Source organism: Brevibacillus sp. LEMMJ03, assembly GCF_007197875.1.
Lineage (GTDB): Bacteria > Bacillota > Bacilli > Brevibacillales > Brevibacillaceae > Brevibacillus > Brevibacillus thermoruber.
Window position 1 is genome coordinate 25,680 of the sequence record NZ_VKJN01000003.1, and the last position, 19,925, is coordinate 45,604.

The following is a 19,925-nucleotide window of genomic DNA, read 5'->3' on the forward strand; positions in this document are numbered from 1 at the left end:
GCATGAACAACACCCGGCAGACCGCCGATCCCATCGTCCGGTACCGCAGCGTAAGCAAGACGTTTGGCGACCTGACGATTCTGCACGAGATTGACCTGGACATCGCGCCCGCAGAAAAGGTGGCCGTGATCGGTCCGAGCGGTTCCGGCAAGACGACGCTGGCCCGCCTGCTGATGACGCTGGAAGAACCCACTTCCGGGACGATCGAGGTGAACGGCGAACTCTTGTGGCACAAGCGGGTGAACGGCCGGCTCGTGCGGGCGGATGAGCGGCATCTGCACAAGATGCGCGGAAACATCGGGATGGTGTTTCAGCACTTCAACCTGTTTCCGCACATGAACATCCTGCGCAACGTGACGGAGGCCCCCATCCACGTCCTCGGGCTGTCCCGGGAGGAAGCGGTGGAGCGGGCGGTGACGATGCTGGAAAAAGTGGGACTGGGCGACAAGCTGGAGGCGTATCCCTCCCACCTGTCCGGTGGGCAGAAGCAGCGGGTGGCGATCGCCCGGGCGCTGGTGATGCGGCCCAGCGTGATGCTGTTCGACGAAGTGACGTCCGCCCTCGACCCCGAACTGGTCGGGGAAGTGCTCGCGGTGATCAAGGAGATTGCGCGGGAAGGGGAGATGGCGATGATGCTGATCACGCATGAGATGGACTTCGCCCGCGACGTGGCCGACCGCGTCATCTTCACGGACGGGGGCACGATCGTCGAGGAAGGGTCTCCCGAACAAATCTTCCACGATCCGCAAAGCCCCCGGCTGCAGGCCTTTTTGAGCCGCTTTCGGGCCGGATCGGGAAAGGAGGTGATGAGGTGAAATCGACAACCGGCCGGCGCATCGCCATGCGAAAGCCGAGCGAAGCGGACGGCGCCGCCATGTGGAAGCTGGCGCGCGACTCCGGCGTGCTGGAGCTGAACTCCGCCTACGCCTATCTGATGTGCGGCAAGTTCTTCGCCGACACGTGCGTGATTGCGGAAGCGGAAGGGGAGGCGGTCGGATTCGTCACGGCGTTCCGTCCCCCCGCCAGGCCCGACACCGTGTTTGTCTGGCAGATCGCGGTCAGCCAGTCGCAGCGGGGACAGGGGATCGGCAGCCGGATGATCCGGGAACTGCTGAAGCGCGACGCATGCCGGAACACGCGGTATCTGGAAGCGACCGTCTCGCCGTCAAACGCGGCGTCCGCCGCCCTTTTCCGCAAGGCGGCCGAGGAGCTGAAGACGGGCTGCGAGGTGCGGGAGTGCTTCCCTGCCCGCCTGTTTCCGGGGGGCGTACACGAACCGGAGTGGACGTTTTGCATCGGGCCCATCCCAACCAAACGATAGGAGGTTGTGCATGAAAGCTGCTGCCAAGTCGCGAACACCCTTGACCGTCTTTGACCAACTGGAATCGGAAGTGCGCAGTTACTGCCGCCATTTCCCTGCCGTCTTCACCAAAGCGAGCGGCCATACGCTCTGGGACCGGCAGGGAAAGGCGTACCTCGACTTTTTCGCGGGAGCGGGGGCGCTCAACTATGGACACAATCCTCCCGGAATCAAGGAAAAGCTGATCGAGTATCTCCGGCAGGACGGGATCACGCACAGCCTGGATATGGCGACGGACGCGAAGGAAACATTGCTGACCCGTTTCCGCGACGTCATCCTGGCGCCGAGGGGGCTCGATTACAAGGTGATGTTTCCCGGTCCGACCGGCACCAACGCGGTGGAAAGCGCCTTGAAACTGGCGCGCAAGGTGACCGGCCGGACGAGTGTGTGGAGCTTTACCAACGGCTTTCACGGGATGACGATCGGATCGCTGTCCGTCACCGGCAACCGGCGGAAACGGAACGGCGCCGGGACGCCCCTGCCCCATGCCGTTTCCATGCCGTACGACGGATACATGGGGCCGGACACCGACACGGCGCGTTATCTCGAACGGCTGCTCGAAGACGAGGGCAGCGGCGTTTCCCTCCCTGCGGCGATGATTCTCGAAACCGTTCAAGGAGAGGGCGGACTGCACGCGGCGAGCGAGTCCTGGCTGCGCCGGATCGAAGCGCTCTGCCGCACGCACAACATTCTCTTGATCGTGGACGACGTGCAGGCGGGATGCGGACGTACCGGACCGTTCTTCAGCTTCGAGACGGCCGGCATCCGCCCGGACATCGTCTGCTTGTCCAAGTCGATCGGCGGATACGGGCTGCCGCTCGCCCTGACCCTGTTCAAGCCGGAACTGGACATCTGGGGGCCGGGCGAACACAACGGCACCTTCCGCGGCAACAACCTGGGATTTGTGGCGGCCGCCGAAGCGCTGCGGTACTGGGAGGACGATGGCCTGCGCCGCGCGGTGGAAGCCAAAGCGGCCGCGGTCCGCGCCTTTCTGGAGCATCTCGTCGGCGCGTACCCGTTTCTCCAGGGCGAGGTGCGGGGCAAAGGTCTGATGCAGGGGATCGCCGTCAAAGCGGACGGACTGGCGGAGAGGATCTGCGCGCGCGCCTTTGCCCGGGGCCTGATCATGGAGACGTCCGGACCCAACAGCGAAGTGGTGAAAGTGATGCCGCCGCTGACCATCGGGGAGAAGGAACTGGAACAAGGGCTGTCGATTCTGGAGGAAAGCGTAAAAGACTGCCGGTGAAAGGAGAGAGCGTTTCATGATCGTCAAACACCTGGAAGAGATTGTCGGCACGGCCGACGACATTGACACCCCCACGTGGAACAGCAGGCGGTTTCTCTTGAAAAGGGACAACATGGGGTTTTCCCTGCACGACACGATCATCAAGGCGGGGACGGAGACGCTGATCTGGTACAAGAACCATCTGGAGGCGGTGTACTGCATCGAAGGCGAGGGAGAAATCGAGGTGGTCGGAGGGGAAACCTACCCGATCCAGCCGGGCATGATGTACGCCTTGAACGGTCACGAAAAGCACTACCTGCGGGCCAAAACCGCGATGCGCATGGTCTGCGTCTTCAACCCGCCGCTGACCGGCCGGGAAGTGCACGACGAAGAAGGAACCTACCCCCTGGCGAACGCGTAGACGCAGCAGCCCGGAAAGTATCGGAACGAGAGGAGAGGATCGCATGACCCATCCGCACCTTGCCGCCGAGGATGTGTACCCGTCCCGTGTCAGCGACCGACCGGCCATGCTGGAGCGAAAAGACCCCGTCGTCTACGGAGACGTCGCTGCCGGCGCAGGGCCGCTGGACGCCGAGGCCCTGGCCCGGTATGAGCGAAACGGCTATTTGTGCCTGCCGGGCTTTTTTTCCGCGAGCGACGTGCAGACACTGCGCAGCGAACTGAAGCGGCTGTGGGAACAAAGCCGGGACGCGGACAGAAACGAGGTGATCCGCGAACCGGACAGCCGGGACATCCGCTCCATCTTTGCCGTCCACCGCGATCACGACGCGTTCCGGCGGCTGTCGCGCGATCCCCGGATCGTCGGCATCGCCCGGCAGATCCTGGGCAGCGACGTGTACATCCACCAATCCCGCATCAACTACAAAAAAGGCTTTACCGGCAAAGAGTTTTACTGGCACTCCGACTTTGAAACCTGGCACATGGAAGACGGCATGCCGCGCATGAGGGCGCTCAGCTGCTCGATCACGCTGGAAGACAACCATCACTGCAACGGTCCGCTGCTGTTGATCCCCGGCTCGCACAAGACGTTTGTCTCCTGCGTGGGGCGAACGCCCGAAGCCCATTACGAACAGTCGCTGCGCCGGCAGGAATACGGCGTGCCGGATCAGGAAAGCCTGCGCCTGCTGACGGAACGGCACGGCATCGAAGCGGCGGTTGGCCCCGCCGGGACGGTCGTTTTCTTCGACTGCAACATCATGCACGGGTCCAACAGCAACATCACCCCGCTGCCGCGAAGCAACGTGTTTTTCGTCTACAACAGCATGGAAAACCGATTGACGTCCCCGTACTCCGGACAAAAGCCGCGCCCGGACTACATCGCCACCCGCGGCTGAAGCGGCGGCGCTTGTGCCGGAAGCCGCTTTTCCTGTCTGTGAAACGCGAACCGGGCTGTCTCCTTCTCCTGCAGGGGGAGACAGCCTTCATTGTGTTGACAACGTGACTGCGGATCACGGGGGAGACGGACAGGATTGCGTTCATCTGTTCCGTACCGGGACCAAAGCATTTGCCGTCCAACGGGTTCGTCGGGAACCTGTGGGGGATTGTCAGTGACATCACCTCCCGATTGGGGATATGGGTTCTGTTGGCTGCAATGATTGCTGCATGGAGCAGTCATCCAGGAATGGGAGCCGTCAAGGTGTTTGCATTCTTCGCCGGCATGCTGCTGAGTTATTACGTCTATTCGGCGTGGGTATTTGGCTTTTTCCCCACCCATGTCTTTATCCGTTGGGGTATAATAGCGGCAGCGTCGCCAATCGCAGCCTATCTGGCGTGGTTTGGCAGAGGAAACGGATGGATTGCAGCGTTTTGTGCCGCAATGCCCATCGGGTTGTTGGCGGCAGAGGGCTATCCGTTTTTTACAGGGGTTCCGTCCCGTTTGGATTTGACATGCTGTCTGCCATCATCCTGTTTCTCCTTATGCCTGCAAATAAAAAACAATGGCTGCGACTGTTGGCATCGGCATTGTCGTGTTTATCCTCAGACAGTCACATGTTCTTTTGTACCTGTTTGGTGGTCTATAACCAGGCAGCGGTGCATGAAGCGGCAGGCAGTCTCCTTGCAAAACAGATACCGATGGGGAGTGGGCGTCATGAGCGTTTACGATTTTTCGGCCAAAACAAACCGCGGCGAGCTGAAGCCGCTGGCCGATTACAGGGGAAAGGTGCTGTTGATCGTCAACACGGCCAGCCGGTGCGGGTTTACCCCGCAGTACCAGGGGCTGCAGAAGCTGTACGATGAGTTTCACGCATCGGGGTTTGAAGTGCTGGCGTTTCCCTGCAATCAGTTTCACAATCAGGAGCCCGGCTCGGACGAAGAGATCCGGGACTTTTGCCAGGTGAACTACGGGGTGACGTTTCCGCTGTTTGCGAAAGTGGACGTCAAGGGGCCGAACGCCCATCCGCTGTTCGTCTACCTGACGAAGCAGGCTCCGGGATTGTTGACGGACGGAATCAAATGGAACTTCACCAAGTTTTTGATCGACCGAAACGGCAGTGTGGTCAGGCGCTACGCTCCCGTGACCAGGCCGGAACGCATCGCGGCGGATATCAAGCGGCTGCTCCAAGAGGAGGCGTGATCGGGCTGCTCGGGTAGAACCGCCATGTGCGGCGACTCTGACACGTGTGCTCGTCACGTAGATAAACATGAACCTTCGGCGTCTACCCAACGCCGTTTTTTTCATTTCAAGAGATGTTTTGTCAGATTTTTCGCACAAATGATTGGACATGTTGTCAGAACATGAACCTTATATTTTCTCATATATTTAAATTCATAGAATTATTCGACATATAAAACAAGGGGGCAAGAATCGTGAGACTCAAAAAACGCGCGTCCATCCTCATGCCGCTGCTTCTCGCTGCCGTTTCCATCGCCGGCTGTAACTCGCAAGGCTCATCGTCCGGACAAACAGGACAAGCCGGACAAGCCGGGGAGGCCGCCAGCGCGGGGAGCGGTTCGTCGGCCACCGCCAAGATTTTGATTGCGACCCAAAGCCCCCTGTCCGGCTCCCAGTCGGCGATCGGCGACTCGATCAAGACAGGGGCGGAGTACGCCTTGCGATTGCAGCAGGACGAGTTCAAACAGATGGGATTTGACCTGCAGTTGTTTCCGCAGGACGACCAGGCCGATCCGAAAATCGGCGTGACCAACGCGGAGATGCTGGTCTCCAACCCCGATGTCCTCGGCGTGGTCGGCCATTTCAACACCGGCGTGGCCATTCCCGCCTCCGTGAAGTACGAGACAGGCAGCCTGGTGATGGTCTCGCCGGCCAACAGCGGCGTGCAGTTGACGGAGGAAGGCAAAAAGACCGTGCACCGGATCTGTGCCCGCGACGACGCGCAGGGGCCCAAAGGAGCCAAGTACGCCAAGGAAACGCTCGGGGTCAAATCCGTCTTCCTGCTTCACGACAAAACGGCGTACGGGCAGGGGCTCGTCGACCAGGTGAAAGCCCAGTTCGAAAAGGACGGCGTGCAGGTGTTGGGCTATGAAGGCGTCAATCAGGGGGAGAAGGACTACAACTTCGTGATCAACCAGGTGGTGGCGAAAAACCCTGACCTGATCTATTTCGGCGGCATCTACCCGGAGGCCGGGATTCTCGTCAAGCAGGCGCGGGAAAAAGGCTTCAAGGGGGTATTCATGGGCGGCGACGGCATCGACTCCCCCGACCTGATCAAGATCGCCGGACCCGAGGCTGCAGAGGGCGTGGTGTTCACCTCGCTGGCAGGGGACGTGAAGCAGACGGAAGAGGGACGGAAATGGGCGGAGGAGTACGAAAAGACGATGGGGAAAAAGCCGGAAACCTACTCCGTCTACGCCTTTGACTCCATGAACGTGATCCTCAACGGCATCAAGCAGGCGATCAAGGCCAACGGCGGGCAAAAGCCGACCCGCGAGCAGGTGCTGGAGGCGGTCCACAAGACGAAGGATTTTCAAGGGCAGTTCGTCAAAGTCTCGTTTGACGCCAAAGGGGACAACCAATACGCCGACGTGTTCATTTACAAGTACGAGAAAGACAAGACGACCTTCCTGGGCAAGATCGAGTAACAAGGAGAGCGGCCGATGTTCAGCGGAACATCGGCTTTTTTCCTGCCCGGGGCGGCTCCCTGCTCCCGGAGGAAGGCGAACAGCCCGGATCGCGGTGATCCGGGCTGCGTGCTCAGCGGTTCCATTCGTCTTGAAGCTGCTGATACTCCTCGGGGGTAAACAGGCTGGAGCGGGTGAGAAAGCGCACCCCTTCCGGCCCTTCCAGCGAAAACATGCCGCCGCGCCCTTCCACGACGTCGATGACGAGCCGTGTGTGCTTCCAGTATTCGTACTGGGCCCGGCTCATGTAGAACGGACATCCGCCGATTTCGCCCAACAGGACGTCGCTGTCTCCAATCAGAAATTCCCCCGCCGGATAGCACATCGGCGAACTGCCGTCGCAGCAGCCGCCCGATTGGTGAAACATCAGCGGGCCGTACTTGGCTTTGAGCCGTTCGATCAGCGCCAGCGCGGCGTCGGTAGCCAGCACCTTCTGCACGTCGGCCATTGCCTTTTCAAAAGAAGCCCAGCGCGTCGGGACTGTAGCTGACGAGCAGGTTTTTCGTCTGCTGGTAGTGATCCAGCATCATCTTGTGCGTTTCCCGGCCGATGCCGGACAGCTTGTACCCGCCGAACGCGGCGTGGGCGGGGTAGGTGTGGTAGCAGTTGGTCCAGACGCGCCCGGCCTGAATGCCCCGGCCCATGCGAAAAGCCGTGTTGATGTCCCGCGACCAGACGCCGGCGCCGAGCCCGTACAGCGTGTCATTGGCGATGGACAGCGCCTCTTCTTCGCTGGAAAACGTGGTCACGGCCACCACCGGGCCGAAGATTTCCTCCTGGAAAATGCGCATCTTGTTGTTCCCCTTGAAGACGGTCGGCTGGATGTAGTAGCCGTTTTCCAGGCCGCCGCCGAGCGCCTGCCGCTCTCCGCCGATCAGGAGTTCCGCGCCTTCCTGCTTGCCGATTTCGATGTAGGAGAGGATTTTCTCCACCTGTTCGGTAGAGGCCTGCGCGCCGATCATCGTCTCCGTGTCCAGCGGATTTCCCTGCTTGATCGCCTTGACGCGGGCCAGCGCTTTTTCCATGAACGGCTCGTAGATCGATTCGTGGATCAGGGCGCGGGACGGGCACGTGCACACTTCCCCCTGGTTGAGCGCAAACAGCACGAACCCTTCGATCGCCTTGTTCAAAAACGCGTCGTCCCTGGCAAAGACGTCGGGGAAGAAGATGTTGGGTGACTTGCCGCCCAGCTCCAGCGTGACGGGGATGATGTTCTGGGACGCGTACTGCATGATCAGGCGGCCTGTCGTCGTCTCCCCGGTAAAGGCGATCTTGGCGATCCGGCTGTTGGAGGCGAGCGGCTTCCCGGCTTCCAGCCCGAAGCCGTTGACGACGTTCAGCACGCCCGGGGGCAGGAGATCGCCGATCAGTTCCAGGAGGACCAGGATGGAAGCGGGCGTCTGTTCGGCGGGCTTCAGCACGACGCAGTTGCCCGCGGCCAGCGCCGGCGCCAGCTTCCAGGCGGCCATCAGCAGCGGGAAGTTCCACGGAATGATCTGGCCGACGACGCCGAGCGGTTCGTGGAAATGGTAGGCGACGGTATGGGAGTCGATCTCCGACAGCGTTCCCTCCTGTGCGCGGATGCAGCCGGCGAAGTAGCGGAAATGGTCGATCGCCAGCGGTATGTCGGCGGCCAGGGTTTCGCGGATGGGCTTGCCGTTGTCCCAGGTCTCCGCCACCGCCAGCATCTCCAGGTTGGCCTCCATCCGGTCGGCGATCCGGTTGAGCACGCGGGCGCGCTCCGCTGCTGACGTCCGGCCCCACGCCTCCTTGGCGGCATGGGCGGCATCCAGCGCCAGTTCGATGTCCTCGGCGGTGGAGCGGGGCACTTCGCAAAAGACCTGGCCGTTGACGGGGGAAACGTTGTCAAAGTACTCCCCTTTTACAGGCGGGACCCATTGGCCGCCAATGTAGTTTCCGTAGCGTTTCTTGAACGTCACCTTCGCGCCGTCCTGTCCGGGTTGCGCATAGATCATGGAAAACGCCTCCTTATTGATTTTTTTAATGGCTGCTGCCTCTTTCCATGTGCAAGGAAGATGCCAACCCCATAACCGGCGTCGTTTTCGGGCGAAATGCGGAACCATGCTTCATCCGCCTGTGCCGGGATGGAACAGCGGTGCTCCAAAACGGAACATTTATAAGATTCGGACGGTTGTGGTACGATAGAGGTACGAAACGATCGGAAAGGAGGCCTCTTCATGTCCTTTCAGGTTTCTCTGTCAGACTGTCCGCCTGATGTTGCCCTTTCGTGGAAGCGCTCTCATGAACGCGGTCTCAAACCGGATGACAAAGCGGATGACCAAATCATTACCGGCACGCTGATCAAGGAATTGATCGACCGGCACCGCTCCCTGGTCAACCATGCCGAAACGGTCTTTTCCAGGCTGTATCCGGTCATCCGGCAGTTCGGCTGCGTCGTCTTTTTGACCGACCGGGAAGGGACGATCCTGTATGCCAGCGGCGATGCCGATTTTGCCAGCCGCGCCGCCCAAGTGCAGCTTCAGGTGGGCGCCAACTGGCACGAATCGAGAAAAGGAACGAACGCCATCGGGGTGGCCATCGAGGAGAAGAGGCCGGCGCTCGTCCGGGGAAGCGAGCATTATTTTGTGGAAAACCGCTTTCTCACCTGCGCTTCGGCCCCCTTGTACGGCAGGGGCGGGGACTTTCTCGGCGTCATCAATATCAGCGGTCTGCACGACCGGTTTCAACCGGTGTTTGCGACCTTTGCGCCGCTTGCCGCCGAACTGCTGCAAAACCGCTTCATGATCGAGGAGATGGAAAAGGAGCAGTTGATCACGCTGCGGCATCTGGAGGCGGTCTCTGACCGCCATCCGCTGCCGCTGCTCACGCTGGACGCCGACCGGCGCGTGACCGGAGCCAACCGGGCGGCTCTCCGCCTCCTGGGAGAAGATTGCCTTGGCCAAATCTTTTCGCCCAAGCCCCACTTCCAGGTGATTCCGATCAAGGACGAGACACAGCGGGTCTACCGCTCCGTCGCGATCGGGACAAGCCCGGCCAGGGAAAAGACCGTCCGGCAGGAGCAGGGCCTGTATACCTTTGCCGACATCTACGGGGAGTGTCCGGCCATCCTCCGGGCCAAGGAACTTGCCCGAAAGGCGGCGGGGAGCCCGCTGGCCGTCCTGATCACCGGAGAGAGCGGGACCGGCAAGGAGCTGTTCGCCCAGGCGATCCACGCGGCCAGCGGACGGGGGCCGTTTGTGGCGGTCAACTGCAGCGCCATCCCTGACACCCTGATCGAGAGCGAACTGTTCGGATACGAGAAAGGGGCGTTTACCGGGGCGCAGAAAGAAGGGAGTCCGGGCAAGTTTCTTGCGGCCAACGGGGGAACGATCTTTCTCGACGAGATCGGGGACATGTCCCTCCGCGCACAGGCGGCGCTGCTCCGGGTGCTGCAGGAAAAAACGGTCACGCCCGTGGGCAGTGCCGTCGCCAAACAGGTGGACGTCCGCGTCATCGCCGCCACGCACCGGAACCTGCCGGCTGAGGTGCAGGCCGGCCGTTTTCGGGCCGATCTGTACTACCGGCTAAAGGGCATTACCCTGCATCTGCCCGCCCTGCGAGAGCGCAGCGATCTCCGACAACTGGCCGGCCACCTTCTGCGCAAGCATGCGGACACTCCGGCGGAGCTCTCCCCGGAAGCGCTGGACAAGCTGTGCAGGCATACCTGGCCCGGCAATATCCGGGAACTGTTGGCCGTGCTGCAGCAGGCGTCGTTTCTGGCGGAGGGCGCCGTCATCAGGCCGGAGCACGTGATGCTTGACGATCCCGGCGAGAGGGAGGACACGCCGTCTTCGCTGCGGCGGCACGAGCGGAAAGCGATCGAGGAGGCACTGTTGGCGACCCGCGGCAACATCTCCCAAGCGGCCCGGCTGCTGCACATCGGCCGCAACACGCTGTACCGGAAGATCAAAGGCTACGGCATCCGGCTGGGCACGGAAGCGGACAAAGGGCGCTCGCGGATTTGACAGCCCCCTTCCTTCCTGTCTACTATATACCCATCGGGGTACGTGAACGGGGTGATCCGTCCGTCCGCCGATCGGCAGAGGAAGAGGAGGCATGGCCATGAAGTACGGAGATCACGTGAAAAACCGCTTGAAGCGCGTCGAGGGTCAGGTCAGGGGCGTCCTCGGCATGATCGAAGCGGACAAGGACTGCAAGGAAGTGGTGGGGCAGCTCACCGCCATCCGCTCCGCCGTGGACAAGGCGATCGCCGTCATCGTCGCGGAAAATCTGGCGGAATGCATCAAACACGAGCTGGCCGAGGGCAGGGAAACGGACCAGATCGTGGAGGAGGCCGTCCGGCTGCTGGTGAAGAGCAGGTAAGCCCCTTGACGGCAGACAGGAAAGAGAACGGGGAAAAGGCGGGCTTCCCCCCCCCCCAAGGAAGGGTTCGGCATCGGTTGTCGCTTGGCCGAACCCTTCCTTGGGGGGGGAGGTCCGTTTTTTGATTTTTGGGGCAAACGGGGGCCAGCCCCTCCACTTCGATCACCTGCACGGCAATCTGCGCCTATTGAAATGGAACGCTTCTTCTTTGCGGCAGGCCAGTTCCAGCATGTTCCGGATGGTCATGCGGTCCTGAAACTCCCTGCCCACGTCGCAGATGATCCGGACGGAGTCATACGGACCCAACCACTCCCGCCCGCGTAATCACCGATCCCCGGCGCACAGGGCGCAGAGGGCAAGCGTTTGTACGCCGATGCCCAGCACCCGTTCGTCGATGTCGAACTTTTCGTTGTGGTGGCCGGCCGCCAGCGTCGTGCCGAAAACCAGGTAGGAAGCGAGACCGCCGCGCTGCTTCACCCGCTCCATCATGTACGTGGCGTCCTCGGAGCCGGACGCGTTCCGGGTGTCGACGATGCTGGTGACGCCGGCCACCTTGGAAGCCTGGGCGCGGATGTAGGGGAGCAGCTCCGGACTGGGGGAACTGCTGTCCGCTTTTCCGACGATGTCGATCTCCGCCTGTACGCCGTACATCGCGGCGGCGCCGTGAATCACGTCCATGGCCCTGGACAGGATGTACTCGTTTACTTCGCTCGTGTCGCCGCGCGTCTCCAGTTTGAACGCGGCGTGGTTGGGAATGATGTTTCGCCCGCTGCCGGCATGCAGCACACCGACGTTGATCCGCGAGTTGCCGCCGCTGTGGCGGGAGATGGCATGGAGATTAAGCACGGCGGAAGCGGCAGCCAACAGCGCGTTTTTGCCGTCTTCGGGATGCCCGCCCGCATGGGAGGCGACGCCTCTGTAGGTGACGTCGATCTTGGTCGTGGCGAGGTAGCCGTCAGCGCCGCAGACCACTTCCCCCAGCGGAACGCCGGTGCCGACGTGGCAGGCGAAGAAGAGATCGACGTCATCGACGACGCCCGCTTCCACCATGGACCTGGCTCCGCGCACGCCTTCCTCCGCGGGTTGAAAGATCAGCTTCACCCGGCCGTGCAGGTCGCCTTTCATCCGGCTCAGCACATAGGCCAGGCCAAGCCCGATCGCCGTGTGGGCGTCATGGCCGCAGGCGTGCATCATGTTTGCGTTGACGGAGGCGAACCCTTCCGCCGCGGGCAGGTGGTCGGCATCGGCTGACTCCTGCAGGTCGAGCGCGTCCATGTCCACGCGAAACGCGACGGTGGGACCGGGACGGCCCGAATCGAGAATCCCGACGACGCCCGTAAATCCCCCGGACAAACGGGGAAGCCACTCGGTGACGGCCCCTTGCGACAGCGCCCGCTGTTCCTGCTGCTGCAAAAACGCTTCCGAAGGCACGCCCATGCGCGCTTCCGGCTTGATGACCTCGCGTCCCGCCTTCACCTCGAATCCCCATTCCTGCAGGGTGCTGGCGACGATGCTGGCGGTGCGAAACTCCACCCACCCCGATTCGGCGTAGCGGTGAAAATCGCGGCGCCACTTCAGCAGCGTGGGGGACAGTTCTTCCACAATCGAGTGCACACGTTTCTCCATGATTCTTCTCCTTCAATCCGGGTCATGATCCGTTTCTTTTGGGAATAATGTAAGAATTATGCCAATAATCATTTGCTGTTCGCTTTTTCTCGGCCGGTTCCTTCTCCATCATCAATCATTTCCAAATTGACACGATATTCATAATATTCTATAGTATTGGGGTAGCGTCCAACAACCACGCGCCGAATGAAAACATCATCCTCGACGACTACGTCCAGGGGATCAAGCACATTGCCGCCATACTGGAGGCATTCGCCCACGAGGCGTAACAAAGGAGGCGTCCACTTCATGGAACAGATTCCCGTCTTGTATCAACGTTCGGACATTCTCGCCAAAGCCGGCGCGCTGAGAGAGCAGGCGGCTGCCTGGCGGCGCGACTTCCATCGGCATCCGGAGCTGAGCTTCGAGGAAGTGCGCACGTCGGAGATCGTCGCCCGCCACCTGCAGCAGTTGGGATTGGAGGTGAGGCGCGGCGTGGGGCGCACCGGCGTGGTGGGCGTGCTCAGGGCCGAACAGCCCGGGCCGGTCATCGGACTGCGCGCCGACATGGATGCCCTGCCGATCCAGGACCAAAAGGAAGCGGCGTATCGATCGACGGTGCCGGGCAAGATGCACGCCTGCGGACACGATGCCCACACCAGCATGCTGATGGGGGCGGCCCAGTTTCTTTCCCAGGTGGAGCGGCCGCCGAGAGGTACGGTCGTCTTTGTCTTCCAGCCGGCCGAAGAAGATGGCGGTGGGGCCAACGTGATGATCGAGGACGGTCTGCTGCGCGACTACGGTATCGAGGCGATGGCCGGGCTGCACGTCTTTCCTGGCGTGCCCGTCGGGGAGGTGACGGCGGTGCGCGGGGTGGGCTGTGCCGCTGCCGACACCATCCGCATCACGATCATCGGCCGGGGCGGACACGCCGCCCATCCCCATCTGGCCGTCGACTCGGTGGCAGTCGCGGCGGAGGTGATCTCCGCCCTGCAGCAGATCGCCAGCCGGCAGGTGGACCCGCTCGATCCGATCGTCATCACCATCGGCAAAATCCAGGGGGGCACGGCCAGCAACGTGATTGCGCCCCAGGTGGAACTCCTGGGGACGGTGCGCACCCTGAATCCCGCTTTGCGGGAACAGATGCCGGCGCGAATCGAACAGGTGGTGAGCGGCGTGACCTCGGCGATGGGAGCCGCGTACGCGTTTGACTACGAGTTCGGCTATCCCTCCATCATCAACGACGACAGGATGGTGGATCTGGTGATGGAGACGGCGGAGCAGGTACTCGGTCCGGGCCGGTGCCGGCTGGTGAAACCGTCGATGGGCGGAGAGGACTTTTCGTATTACACGCATCACGTGCCCGGCGTCTTTTTCCGCCTCGGCGTGGGCAATCCGGAGAAACTGACGCCGTATCCGCTGCACCACCCGCTGTTTGACATTGACGAGGACGCGCTGCCGGTCGGCATTGCCATGCTGTCGGCGCTGGCGCTGAACTACCTGGGGCGCTGACCGGGTGCCAATGATCGGCTGCCCGGCTGTGACCCGCTGCACAATAAGGTGCGTGCCACATGACCGGCTTTGACATCCACGACCACCACAACACCTCTGCGGAAGCCGTACGATGAAAGCAGGAGCGAATAGCGAAAAAACAGCGTCCTTTCGCCGGAAGGGACGCTGTTTTTACCGGATGAACGCCAGGATGGAAGACAGCTCCGCCTGCAGCTTTTCAATCTCCATGCGGTTCAACAGGAGCGGCAGCATGCCTGTGGAGATGACCAGCGAATCCTGGCCGCTGTTGATCACCCTTGTCAGCAGCTCGTACACGTCTTCCACCTGCCGGGTGTCCCATACGGAATGCGTTGGGATGCTTTTTATTTCGGTGACGGTAAACTCGTGAGCGTCCGGGTCCGCTTCGCCCGAAATCATGGAACCGGCGATGAACTGGTTCATTGGATGGATTCCTCCCGTCATGGTCAACCTTGCCATACCTGTTAGGATTTCCAGTCTGCCCCGTTTTTATCGGATTGGCCTCCTGCCGTGATCACTCTCCGGCAGCTTGCGGGCCCTTTTCTGTTGCACGGATACCCGCACCGGGCGCTGCGGTTTTGAATCAACGGCGTGCAGGATTTTGGATGGCGGCAGGAGAAGTTCCCTCTGTGTGAAACAAGCAGCCATCAGCGGAAGGGAGCGGAAACGATGACAGTGCAGAAGGAAGACGTGGTGATCGGGTTTGTCGGCACCGGCGTCATGGGGAAAAGCATGGCGTCCCATTTGATGAAGGCGGGTTACCGCGTGCTCGTGTACAACCGGACCAAGGCAAAGGCGGAGGAGCTGATCGCGCAGGGGGCGACGTGGATGGACCGGGTGTCCGATCTGGCCGCGGCGGCGCGGGTGATCATCACCATGGTCGGCTATCCGAAAGACGTGGAAGAGATCTATCTGGGGACGGACGGCATCGTTCACCATGCCAAGCCCGGCGCCTACCTGATCGACATGACCACGTCCAAGCCGTCCCTCGCCCGGACGATTTACGAAGAGGCGAAAAAGCGCTCGCTCTTTGCCTTGGACGCGCCGGTCTCCGGCGGTGACGTGGGGGCGCGGGAAGCGCGTCTGACCATCATGGTGGGCGGCGACGAGGACGCCTACGCAGCAGTGGAGCCGATCTTGCGGGTGATGGGCACCAACGTGATCCGGCAGGGCGGACCCGGCGCCGGCCAGCACACCAAAATGTGCAACCAGATCGCCATCGCCACCAACATGATCGGCGTCTGCGAAGCGATCGCGTACGCGAAAAAAGCGGGACTGGACCCGTCCCGCGTGCTGCAGAGCATCGAGGCGGGAGCGGCGGGAAGCTGGTCGCTCAGCAACCTGGCGCCGCGGATGATCGCCGGCAATTTCGCCCCCGGCTTTTACGTGAAGCACTTCATCAAAGACATGACCATCGCGCTGGAAGCAGCCAAGGAGATGGGGCTGATGACCCCCGGTTTGGAGCTTTCCAAATCGCTGTACGAGGAACTGGCCGCGCAGGGCGAGGAGAACAGCGGCACCCAGGCGCTGATCAAATGGTTTGACAAGGAGTTCGCGGCGTCCGTGTGACGAAGCGATGGGCCGACGCGGCGTATCGGCACATGGAAGCAGAACCGGCCCGTCCCGGGAGCAGTCCCCGGCAGGCACGGTCGCGTTTCGACAAACAAAATGCCAGACGATCGGCTCGTCTGGCATCTGTTTTTTGGCGGGACGAGGTGTGCCGGTGGCGTCGTGAATGCGCCCCGGCTTCGCCTGTCCGCTCCGTCAGCGGTTGTCCACCTTTTCCGGATACATGTCGTGGTTCATCAGGCGGTACTCCGCCATCTTCTCGTACTTGGTGCCCGGTCTGCCATAGTTGCAGTACGGATCGATGGAGATTCCGCCGCGCGGGGTGAACTTGCCCCACACCTCGATGTATTTCGGGTCCATCAGCTTGATCAGGTCGTTCATGATGATGTTGACGCAGTCCTCGTGGAAGTCGCCGTGGTTGCGGAAGCTGAACAGGTACAGCTTCAGCGACTTGCTCTCCACCATTTTTTTGTCCGGGATGTAGCTGATGTAGATGGTGGCAAAGTCGGGCTGTCCGGTAATCGGACACAGGCTGGTGAACTCCGGACAGTTGAATTTGACAAAGTAGTCGCGGTACGGATGCTTGTTGTCAAACGTCTCCAGCACATCGGGATCGTATGTGTAGCTGTATTTCGTCTGCTGGTTGCCCAGCAGCGTGAGCGAAGAAAGATCTCGTTCCTGACGGTTATCCATGCAACATTCCCCCGTTTCTTATGCAAAAACGTGCCAATCAGTCAGACGCCCCGCTTGTTGCCCCACACCAGCGCGTGTAGCTGGGGCAGCACTTTGACGTCGTTCATGTCGGCTGCGGTCATCGTCCGCTCGATCAGCCATTCGTAGGCCGCCAGCAAGCGGTCCCGCAGACCGGCGAGATCGGCCTGCGCCACGTCGTCGTTCCCCGCCTGCAGAAAAAAGGGAACGCGCGGGTACCGCTGATGCACCTGGCGGGCGTAGTCAAAATCGGCTTCGTCAAACACGACGACCTTCAGACTGGTGTGCACATCGCCGGTTCGGCCGGACAGCGCGTGCACCATCGCATCCAGCGCGGCGAAGTCGGTGGTCATCCCGGAACTGGGCGGTTTGGGCGAAATCGTCACGTCATCGACCAGCAGCAGCCAATCCTGCCACCGGCTGCCCTGCGTCTCGACGGCCGTCCGGATGTTTTGCTCCCGCAGCAGCCGGACGAGCTGCCCGACGTTGGCGATCAGCGCCGGATTACCGCCCGAGATGGTGACGTGGGCAAAGCGGTCCTGCCCGATCCGGCGCAGCTCCTGCCAGATTTCCTCCGGCGTCATCTGCCGGATTTCGCCTGCGGCCGAGCCGTCCCAGGTAAAGGCGGAGTCGCACCAGCGGCAGCGGTAGTCGCAGCCGGCGGTGCGCACAAACATCGTTTTCTGGCCGATCACCATGCCTTCTCCCTGAATGGTGGGGCCGAAGATTTCCAGCACCGGAATGGTGTTCACTCGTACATCCACTCCCGTCTCGCCTCGGCGTAGCTGGTCGGCGTCTCGTACAGGCGGACAAACTCCACGCGGGCGCCGTCGTACCGGTCGCGGTACGCTTCCGAGCAAAGCTGCGCCTCCATCTGCTCGAACAGCCAGACCACCATGTTTTCCGCCGTGGTGTTCATCGGGGGAAGCATCTCGTTCAGGTAGCGGTGGTCCAGGTACACCTCGATGTGCCGCTTCCAGATCTCCTTGATGTCGCCGAAATCGATGACGATGCCGATCTCATTCGGATAGCCGCTGATGCCGAAGACCACCTTGTAGGTGTGGCCGTGCAGGTTTTTGCACTTTCCTTCGTAGGCGTGCAGGTGGTGAGCGGCGTCAAAGGTAAACTCCTTGCTGACCAGCACCCGCTTGCGATGGTAGCGAAGCTGTTCTTTCTGAATCTCTTTGCCCAGCGTTTGCAGGCGGTCGACAATGCGGAAGTCAAAAAAACCGCTCATCAGGCCTTCACCTCCCCGCGTTCCCGCAGGTAGGCCTCCAGGCCGGCTTTCCGCAAGGTGCAGGCGGGGCATTCGCCGCAGCCGTCTCCTTTGATGCCGTTGTAGCAGGTGAGCGTTTTTTCGCGGATAAAGTCAAACGCGCCCAATTCGTCGGCCAGTTTCCAGGTCTCCGCCTTGTTCAGCCACATGAGCGGCGTATGGATGACGAAGGGGTAATCCATCGCCAGGTTGAGCGTGACGTTCAGCGACTTGATAAACGCGTCGCGGCAGTCGGGATACCCGCTGAAGTCCGTTTCGCACACGCCGGTGACCAGGTGGCGGGCTCCCCGCTGTTTCGCGAAGACGGCGGCAAACGACAAGAACAGCAGATTGCGTCCGTCTACGAATGTGGAGGGAAGCTGGCCGTCTTCCTGGGCGATCGGAATGTCGGTTCGGGTCAGCGCGTTGGGCGCCAGTTGATTGAGCAGGCTCATGTCCAATACCGTGTGTTCTACACCCAATTCCCCGGCAATCTGCCGGGCGCATTCGATCTCCAGTTTGTGCCGTTGCTGATAGTCAAACGTGATGGCGGCCACGTCGCCAAACTGCTTGCGCGCCCAGAACAGGCAGGTCGTGCTGTCCTGGCCGCCGCTGAAGACGACGACGGCTTTTTCCTGTTTCATGCTCTCCATCTCCTTTGCGTTGTGGTGGAAGAAAGAGAGTTCTTGAACCGAATCCTGCAAAAAAAACAAAACAATACCAAGGGTACTGTTTTTCACCTTAGTTTTTTATAGAGGGAGTTCGCGAACCTCTCCCATGCGTGCGCATGGATTTTCCGGTATGCAGTTGTCAGGCGGTATGGGCATGGCTATTCTGATTATACACTATTTTTGCCGCCAGCGCGGACTGCCGTTATTTGGCTGGCCCACATCAGTCCGACAAGCTGCGGCCGGTTTACCATGGAGAACACGAGAGAACGGAGGAAGCGCGATGGTGTTGGAAGTTATTGCGACAACGGTGGAGGACGCCAAACGGGCGGAGCGGGGAGGAGCGGATCGGATCGAGCTGATCAGCGGCATCCTGGAAGGGGGCGTGACGCCCAGTTGGGGTCTGATCGACGCGGTGGTCAAGGCCGTCTCCATTCCGGTCAACGTCATGGTGAGACCGCACAGCCAGACGTTTTGCTACACGGCCGACGATCTGCGGGTGATGCGCGAAGACATTCGCGTCATCCGCGAGAACAGCGCGGCGGGCATCGTCCTCGGCATCCTGACGCCGCAGGGAACGGTGGATACGGCAGCGCTGGAGGAGCTGCTGGCCGAAGCGGAAGGGCTGGACGTCACGTTCCACCGCGCCTTTGACGAGGCGGCCGACCAACTGGGAGCGGCCCGCGTGCTGCTTCACTATCCGCAGGTGCGGCGGATTCTCACATCCGGGGGACAGCGGAGCGCGCTGGACGGGGCGGAGCGGATCGCCGAACTGGTGCGGATGACCGCGGGAACGCATCTGTCCATCATGGCGGGCAGCGGCCTGACGCTGACGACGATGGCCGATGTGATCCGCTCCACCGGCGTGGCCGAAGTCCATTTCGGCACCGGCGTGCGCGAAGACGGCCAGGCGCTGAAGCCTGTGGACGAGGCGAAGGTGGCGGCAGTGAAAGCGGCGCTGAAAACGCTGGTGATGGAACGGCCCGGCCATTGAGCCGGGAGCGAATGACGACAGCAGCGGCGGATATGTAAAATGATGTGATGAAGCGGTGCGACTCCACGAGCTGGAGTTGCCCGCAGGTAAAAAGTCTAATTGTAGCTAAGGAGCAGATGAAGATAAATGAAGATAAGAATCTCTATACTCTGTGGATTATTCATCATTCTATTGTTCATAAGCCGTTATTTTTATAATGTGGTCAACGCTCCAATATATACGTTAGAACAAAACGTAAAAGAGGTAATTTTTAATGGTACTGAATATTCCATAAGTAAGGTAACCATAAATGGTAATGTTTACTACTGGGATATATCTGCTGATCCAGCAAACTTTACTTATGGGAAACTGATTGGTCAAACACAATATGGTGAAAGGATTTATGAAGTGAAAAATGACAAATCAAAAGTAATGATTACTTCTTTCATGAATCCTCAGTTTATCTACACGAAAGACAAAAGTTACTGAGAAAAGTTGTGAGTGCTAATCTAATTCTTATCATCTAGCAATATGACGATCATAAAAAATTGGCCACCGTATCCGGCCTGCGGACAGTGCTCCAT

General features: G+C 60.7%; 22 protein-coding genes and 1 riboswitch. Of the genes, 13 read left to right on the plus strand and 9 right to left on the minus strand.

What is annotated here, in order from left to right:
• The first annotated feature begins 2 nt into the window (after positions 1-2).
• From ehuA to FOI68_RS04865, 7 genes are all read left to right on the plus strand, one after another.
• A complete protein-coding gene (ehuA, locus tag FOI68_RS04835) occupies positions 3-815 on the plus strand; it encodes an ectoine/hydroxyectoine ABC transporter ATP-binding protein EhuA (protein ID WP_143862498.1) in 813 nt (270 codons plus the stop codon).
• Complete coding sequence (ectA, locus tag FOI68_RS04840) at positions 812-1,321, plus strand: diaminobutyrate acetyltransferase (protein WP_255433368.1); 510 nt, start codon at positions 812-814, stop codon at positions 1,319-1,321. The genes ehuA and ectA overlap by 4 nt, the downstream gene beginning before the upstream one ends.
• A 10-nt stretch (positions 1,322-1,331) precedes the next feature.
• Positions 1,332-2,606, plus strand: a complete 1,275-nt coding sequence (gene ectB / locus FOI68_RS04845; RefSeq protein WP_143862499.1) for a diaminobutyrate--2-oxoglutarate transaminase — start codon at positions 1,332-1,334, stop codon at positions 2,604-2,606.
• A gap of 16 nt (positions 2,607-2,622) precedes the next feature.
• Complete coding sequence (locus FOI68_RS04850) at positions 2,623-3,006, plus strand: ectoine synthase (RefSeq protein WP_143862500.1); 384 nt, start codon at positions 2,623-2,625, stop codon at positions 3,004-3,006.
• A gap of 43 nt (positions 3,007-3,049) precedes the next feature.
• On the plus strand, positions 3,050-3,940 hold the full coding sequence (gene thpD / locus FOI68_RS04855; protein ID WP_143862501.1) for an ectoine hydroxylase: 891 nt from the start codon (positions 3,050-3,052) through the stop codon (positions 3,938-3,940).
• 755 nt (positions 3,941-4,695) lie between these two features.
• The gene (locus FOI68_RS04860; RefSeq protein ID WP_065067153.1) at positions 4,696-5,181 is read left to right on the plus strand and encodes a glutathione peroxidase; all 486 of its coding nucleotides are present in this window, start codon (positions 4,696-4,698) and stop codon (positions 5,179-5,181) included.
• Positions 5,182-5,444: 263 nt separating this feature from the next.
• On the plus strand, positions 5,445-6,647 hold the full coding sequence (locus FOI68_RS04865; protein ID WP_044897432.1) for a branched-chain amino acid ABC transporter substrate-binding protein: 1,203 nt from the start codon (positions 5,445-5,447) through the stop codon (positions 6,645-6,647).
• 112 nt (positions 6,648-6,759) lie between these two features.
• On the opposite strand, the gene FOI68_RS04870 is transcribed toward FOI68_RS04865, so the two are convergent.
• Together FOI68_RS04870 and adh are read right to left on the minus strand one after the other, a co-directional pair.
• Positions 6,760-7,134 carry a DUF779 domain-containing protein gene (locus FOI68_RS04870; protein ID WP_029098460.1) on the minus strand — a complete coding sequence of 125 codons (375 nt, stop codon included), beginning with the start codon at positions 7,132-7,134 and terminating at the stop codon, positions 6,760-6,762.
• A gap of 7 nt (positions 7,135-7,141) precedes the next feature.
• The gene (gene adh, locus FOI68_RS04875) at positions 7,142-8,662 is read right to left on the minus strand and encodes an aldehyde dehydrogenase (RefSeq protein ID WP_143862502.1); all 1,521 of its coding nucleotides are present in this window, start codon (positions 8,660-8,662) and stop codon (positions 7,142-7,144) included.
• A 222-nt stretch (positions 8,663-8,884) separates the two neighbouring features.
• On the opposite strand from adh, the gene FOI68_RS04880 reads away from it, so the two are divergent.
• Both FOI68_RS04880 and FOI68_RS04885 read left to right on the plus strand, forming a co-directional pair.
• The gene (locus FOI68_RS04880; RefSeq protein ID WP_143862503.1) at positions 8,885-10,672 is read left to right on the plus strand and encodes a sigma-54-dependent Fis family transcriptional regulator; all 1,788 of its coding nucleotides are present in this window, start codon (positions 8,885-8,887) and stop codon (positions 10,670-10,672) included.
• A 97-nt stretch (positions 10,673-10,769) separates the two neighbouring features.
• Positions 10,770-11,030: a metal-sensitive transcriptional regulator gene (locus FOI68_RS04885; protein ID WP_029098462.1), complete on the plus strand. Its 261-nt coding sequence runs from the start codon at positions 10,770-10,772 to the stop codon at positions 11,028-11,030.
• Positions 11,031-11,354: 324 nt separating this feature from the next.
• Here the strand turns inward: FOI68_RS04885 and FOI68_RS04890 are convergent, their stop codons facing one another.
• The gene (locus tag FOI68_RS04890) at positions 11,355-12,656 is read right to left on the minus strand and encodes an amidohydrolase (RefSeq protein WP_143862504.1); all 1,302 of its coding nucleotides are present in this window, start codon (positions 12,654-12,656) and stop codon (positions 11,355-11,357) included.
• 68 nt (positions 12,657-12,724) lie between these two features.
• Positions 12,725-12,946 carry a hypothetical protein gene (locus tag FOI68_RS04895; protein ID WP_143862505.1) on the minus strand — a complete coding sequence of 74 codons (222 nt, stop codon included), beginning with the start codon at positions 12,944-12,946 and terminating at the stop codon, positions 12,725-12,727.
• Between FOI68_RS04895 and FOI68_RS04900 the strand changes: the two genes are divergently transcribed.
• Positions 12,945-14,147 carry a M20 metallopeptidase family protein gene (locus FOI68_RS04900; RefSeq protein WP_143862506.1) on the plus strand — a complete coding sequence of 401 codons (1,203 nt, stop codon included), beginning with the start codon at positions 12,945-12,947 and terminating at the stop codon, positions 14,145-14,147. The two genes, FOI68_RS04895 and FOI68_RS04900, sit on opposite strands and share 2 nt — an antisense overlap.
• 171 nt (positions 14,148-14,318) lie before the next feature.
• Here the strand turns inward: FOI68_RS04900 and FOI68_RS04905 are convergent, their stop codons facing one another.
• Entirely contained in the window at positions 14,319-14,588 is a 270-nt protein-coding gene (locus tag FOI68_RS04905; RefSeq protein WP_143862507.1) for a hypothetical protein, read from the minus strand.
• 246 nt (positions 14,589-14,834) lie between these two features.
• Here FOI68_RS04905 and FOI68_RS04910 point away from each other — a divergent pair, with 246 nt between their 5' ends.
• The gene (locus FOI68_RS04910) at positions 14,835-15,734 is read left to right on the plus strand and encodes an NAD(P)-dependent oxidoreductase (RefSeq protein WP_029098468.1); all 900 of its coding nucleotides are present in this window, start codon (positions 14,835-14,837) and stop codon (positions 15,732-15,734) included.
• Positions 15,735-15,929: 195 nt separating this feature from the next.
• Here FOI68_RS04910 and queF read toward each other — a convergent pair whose 3' ends face one another.
• The 4 genes from queF to queC are packed head-to-tail and all read right to left on the minus strand — an operon-like array spanning position 15,930 to position 18,353.
• Positions 15,930-16,427, minus strand: a complete 498-nt coding sequence (queF, locus tag FOI68_RS04915; RefSeq protein WP_044897399.1) for a preQ(1) synthase — start codon at positions 16,425-16,427, stop codon at positions 15,930-15,932.
• Positions 16,428-16,468: 41 nt separating this feature from the next.
• The gene (gene queE, locus FOI68_RS04920) at positions 16,469-17,197 is read right to left on the minus strand and encodes a 7-carboxy-7-deazaguanine synthase QueE (RefSeq protein ID WP_255433369.1); all 729 of its coding nucleotides are present in this window, start codon (positions 17,195-17,197) and stop codon (positions 16,469-16,471) included.
• A complete protein-coding gene (gene queD / locus FOI68_RS04925; protein ID WP_029098471.1) occupies positions 17,194-17,682 on the minus strand; it encodes a 6-carboxytetrahydropterin synthase QueD in 489 nt (162 codons plus the stop codon). The genes queE and queD overlap by 4 nt, the downstream gene beginning before the upstream one ends.
• Positions 17,682-18,353: a 7-cyano-7-deazaguanine synthase QueC gene (gene queC / locus FOI68_RS04930; RefSeq protein WP_255309680.1), complete on the minus strand. Its 672-nt coding sequence runs from the start codon at positions 18,351-18,353 to the stop codon at positions 17,682-17,684. The genes queD and queC overlap by 1 nt, the downstream gene beginning before the upstream one ends.
• 82 nt (positions 18,354-18,435) lie before the next feature.
• Positions 18,436-18,479: riboswitch (PreQ1 riboswitch) on the minus strand.
• 172 nt (positions 18,480-18,651) lie between these two features.
• Here queC and FOI68_RS04935 point away from each other — a divergent pair.
• Both FOI68_RS04935 and FOI68_RS04940 read left to right on the plus strand, forming a co-directional pair.
• On the plus strand, positions 18,652-19,362 hold the full coding sequence (locus FOI68_RS04935; protein WP_143862509.1) for a copper homeostasis protein CutC: 711 nt from the start codon (positions 18,652-18,654) through the stop codon (positions 19,360-19,362).
• Between the two features lie 126 nt (positions 19,363-19,488).
• Positions 19,489-19,830, plus strand: a complete 342-nt coding sequence (locus tag FOI68_RS04940) for a hypothetical protein (protein WP_143862510.1) — start codon at positions 19,489-19,491, stop codon at positions 19,828-19,830.
• Positions 19,831-19,925: the final 95 nt, after the last annotated feature.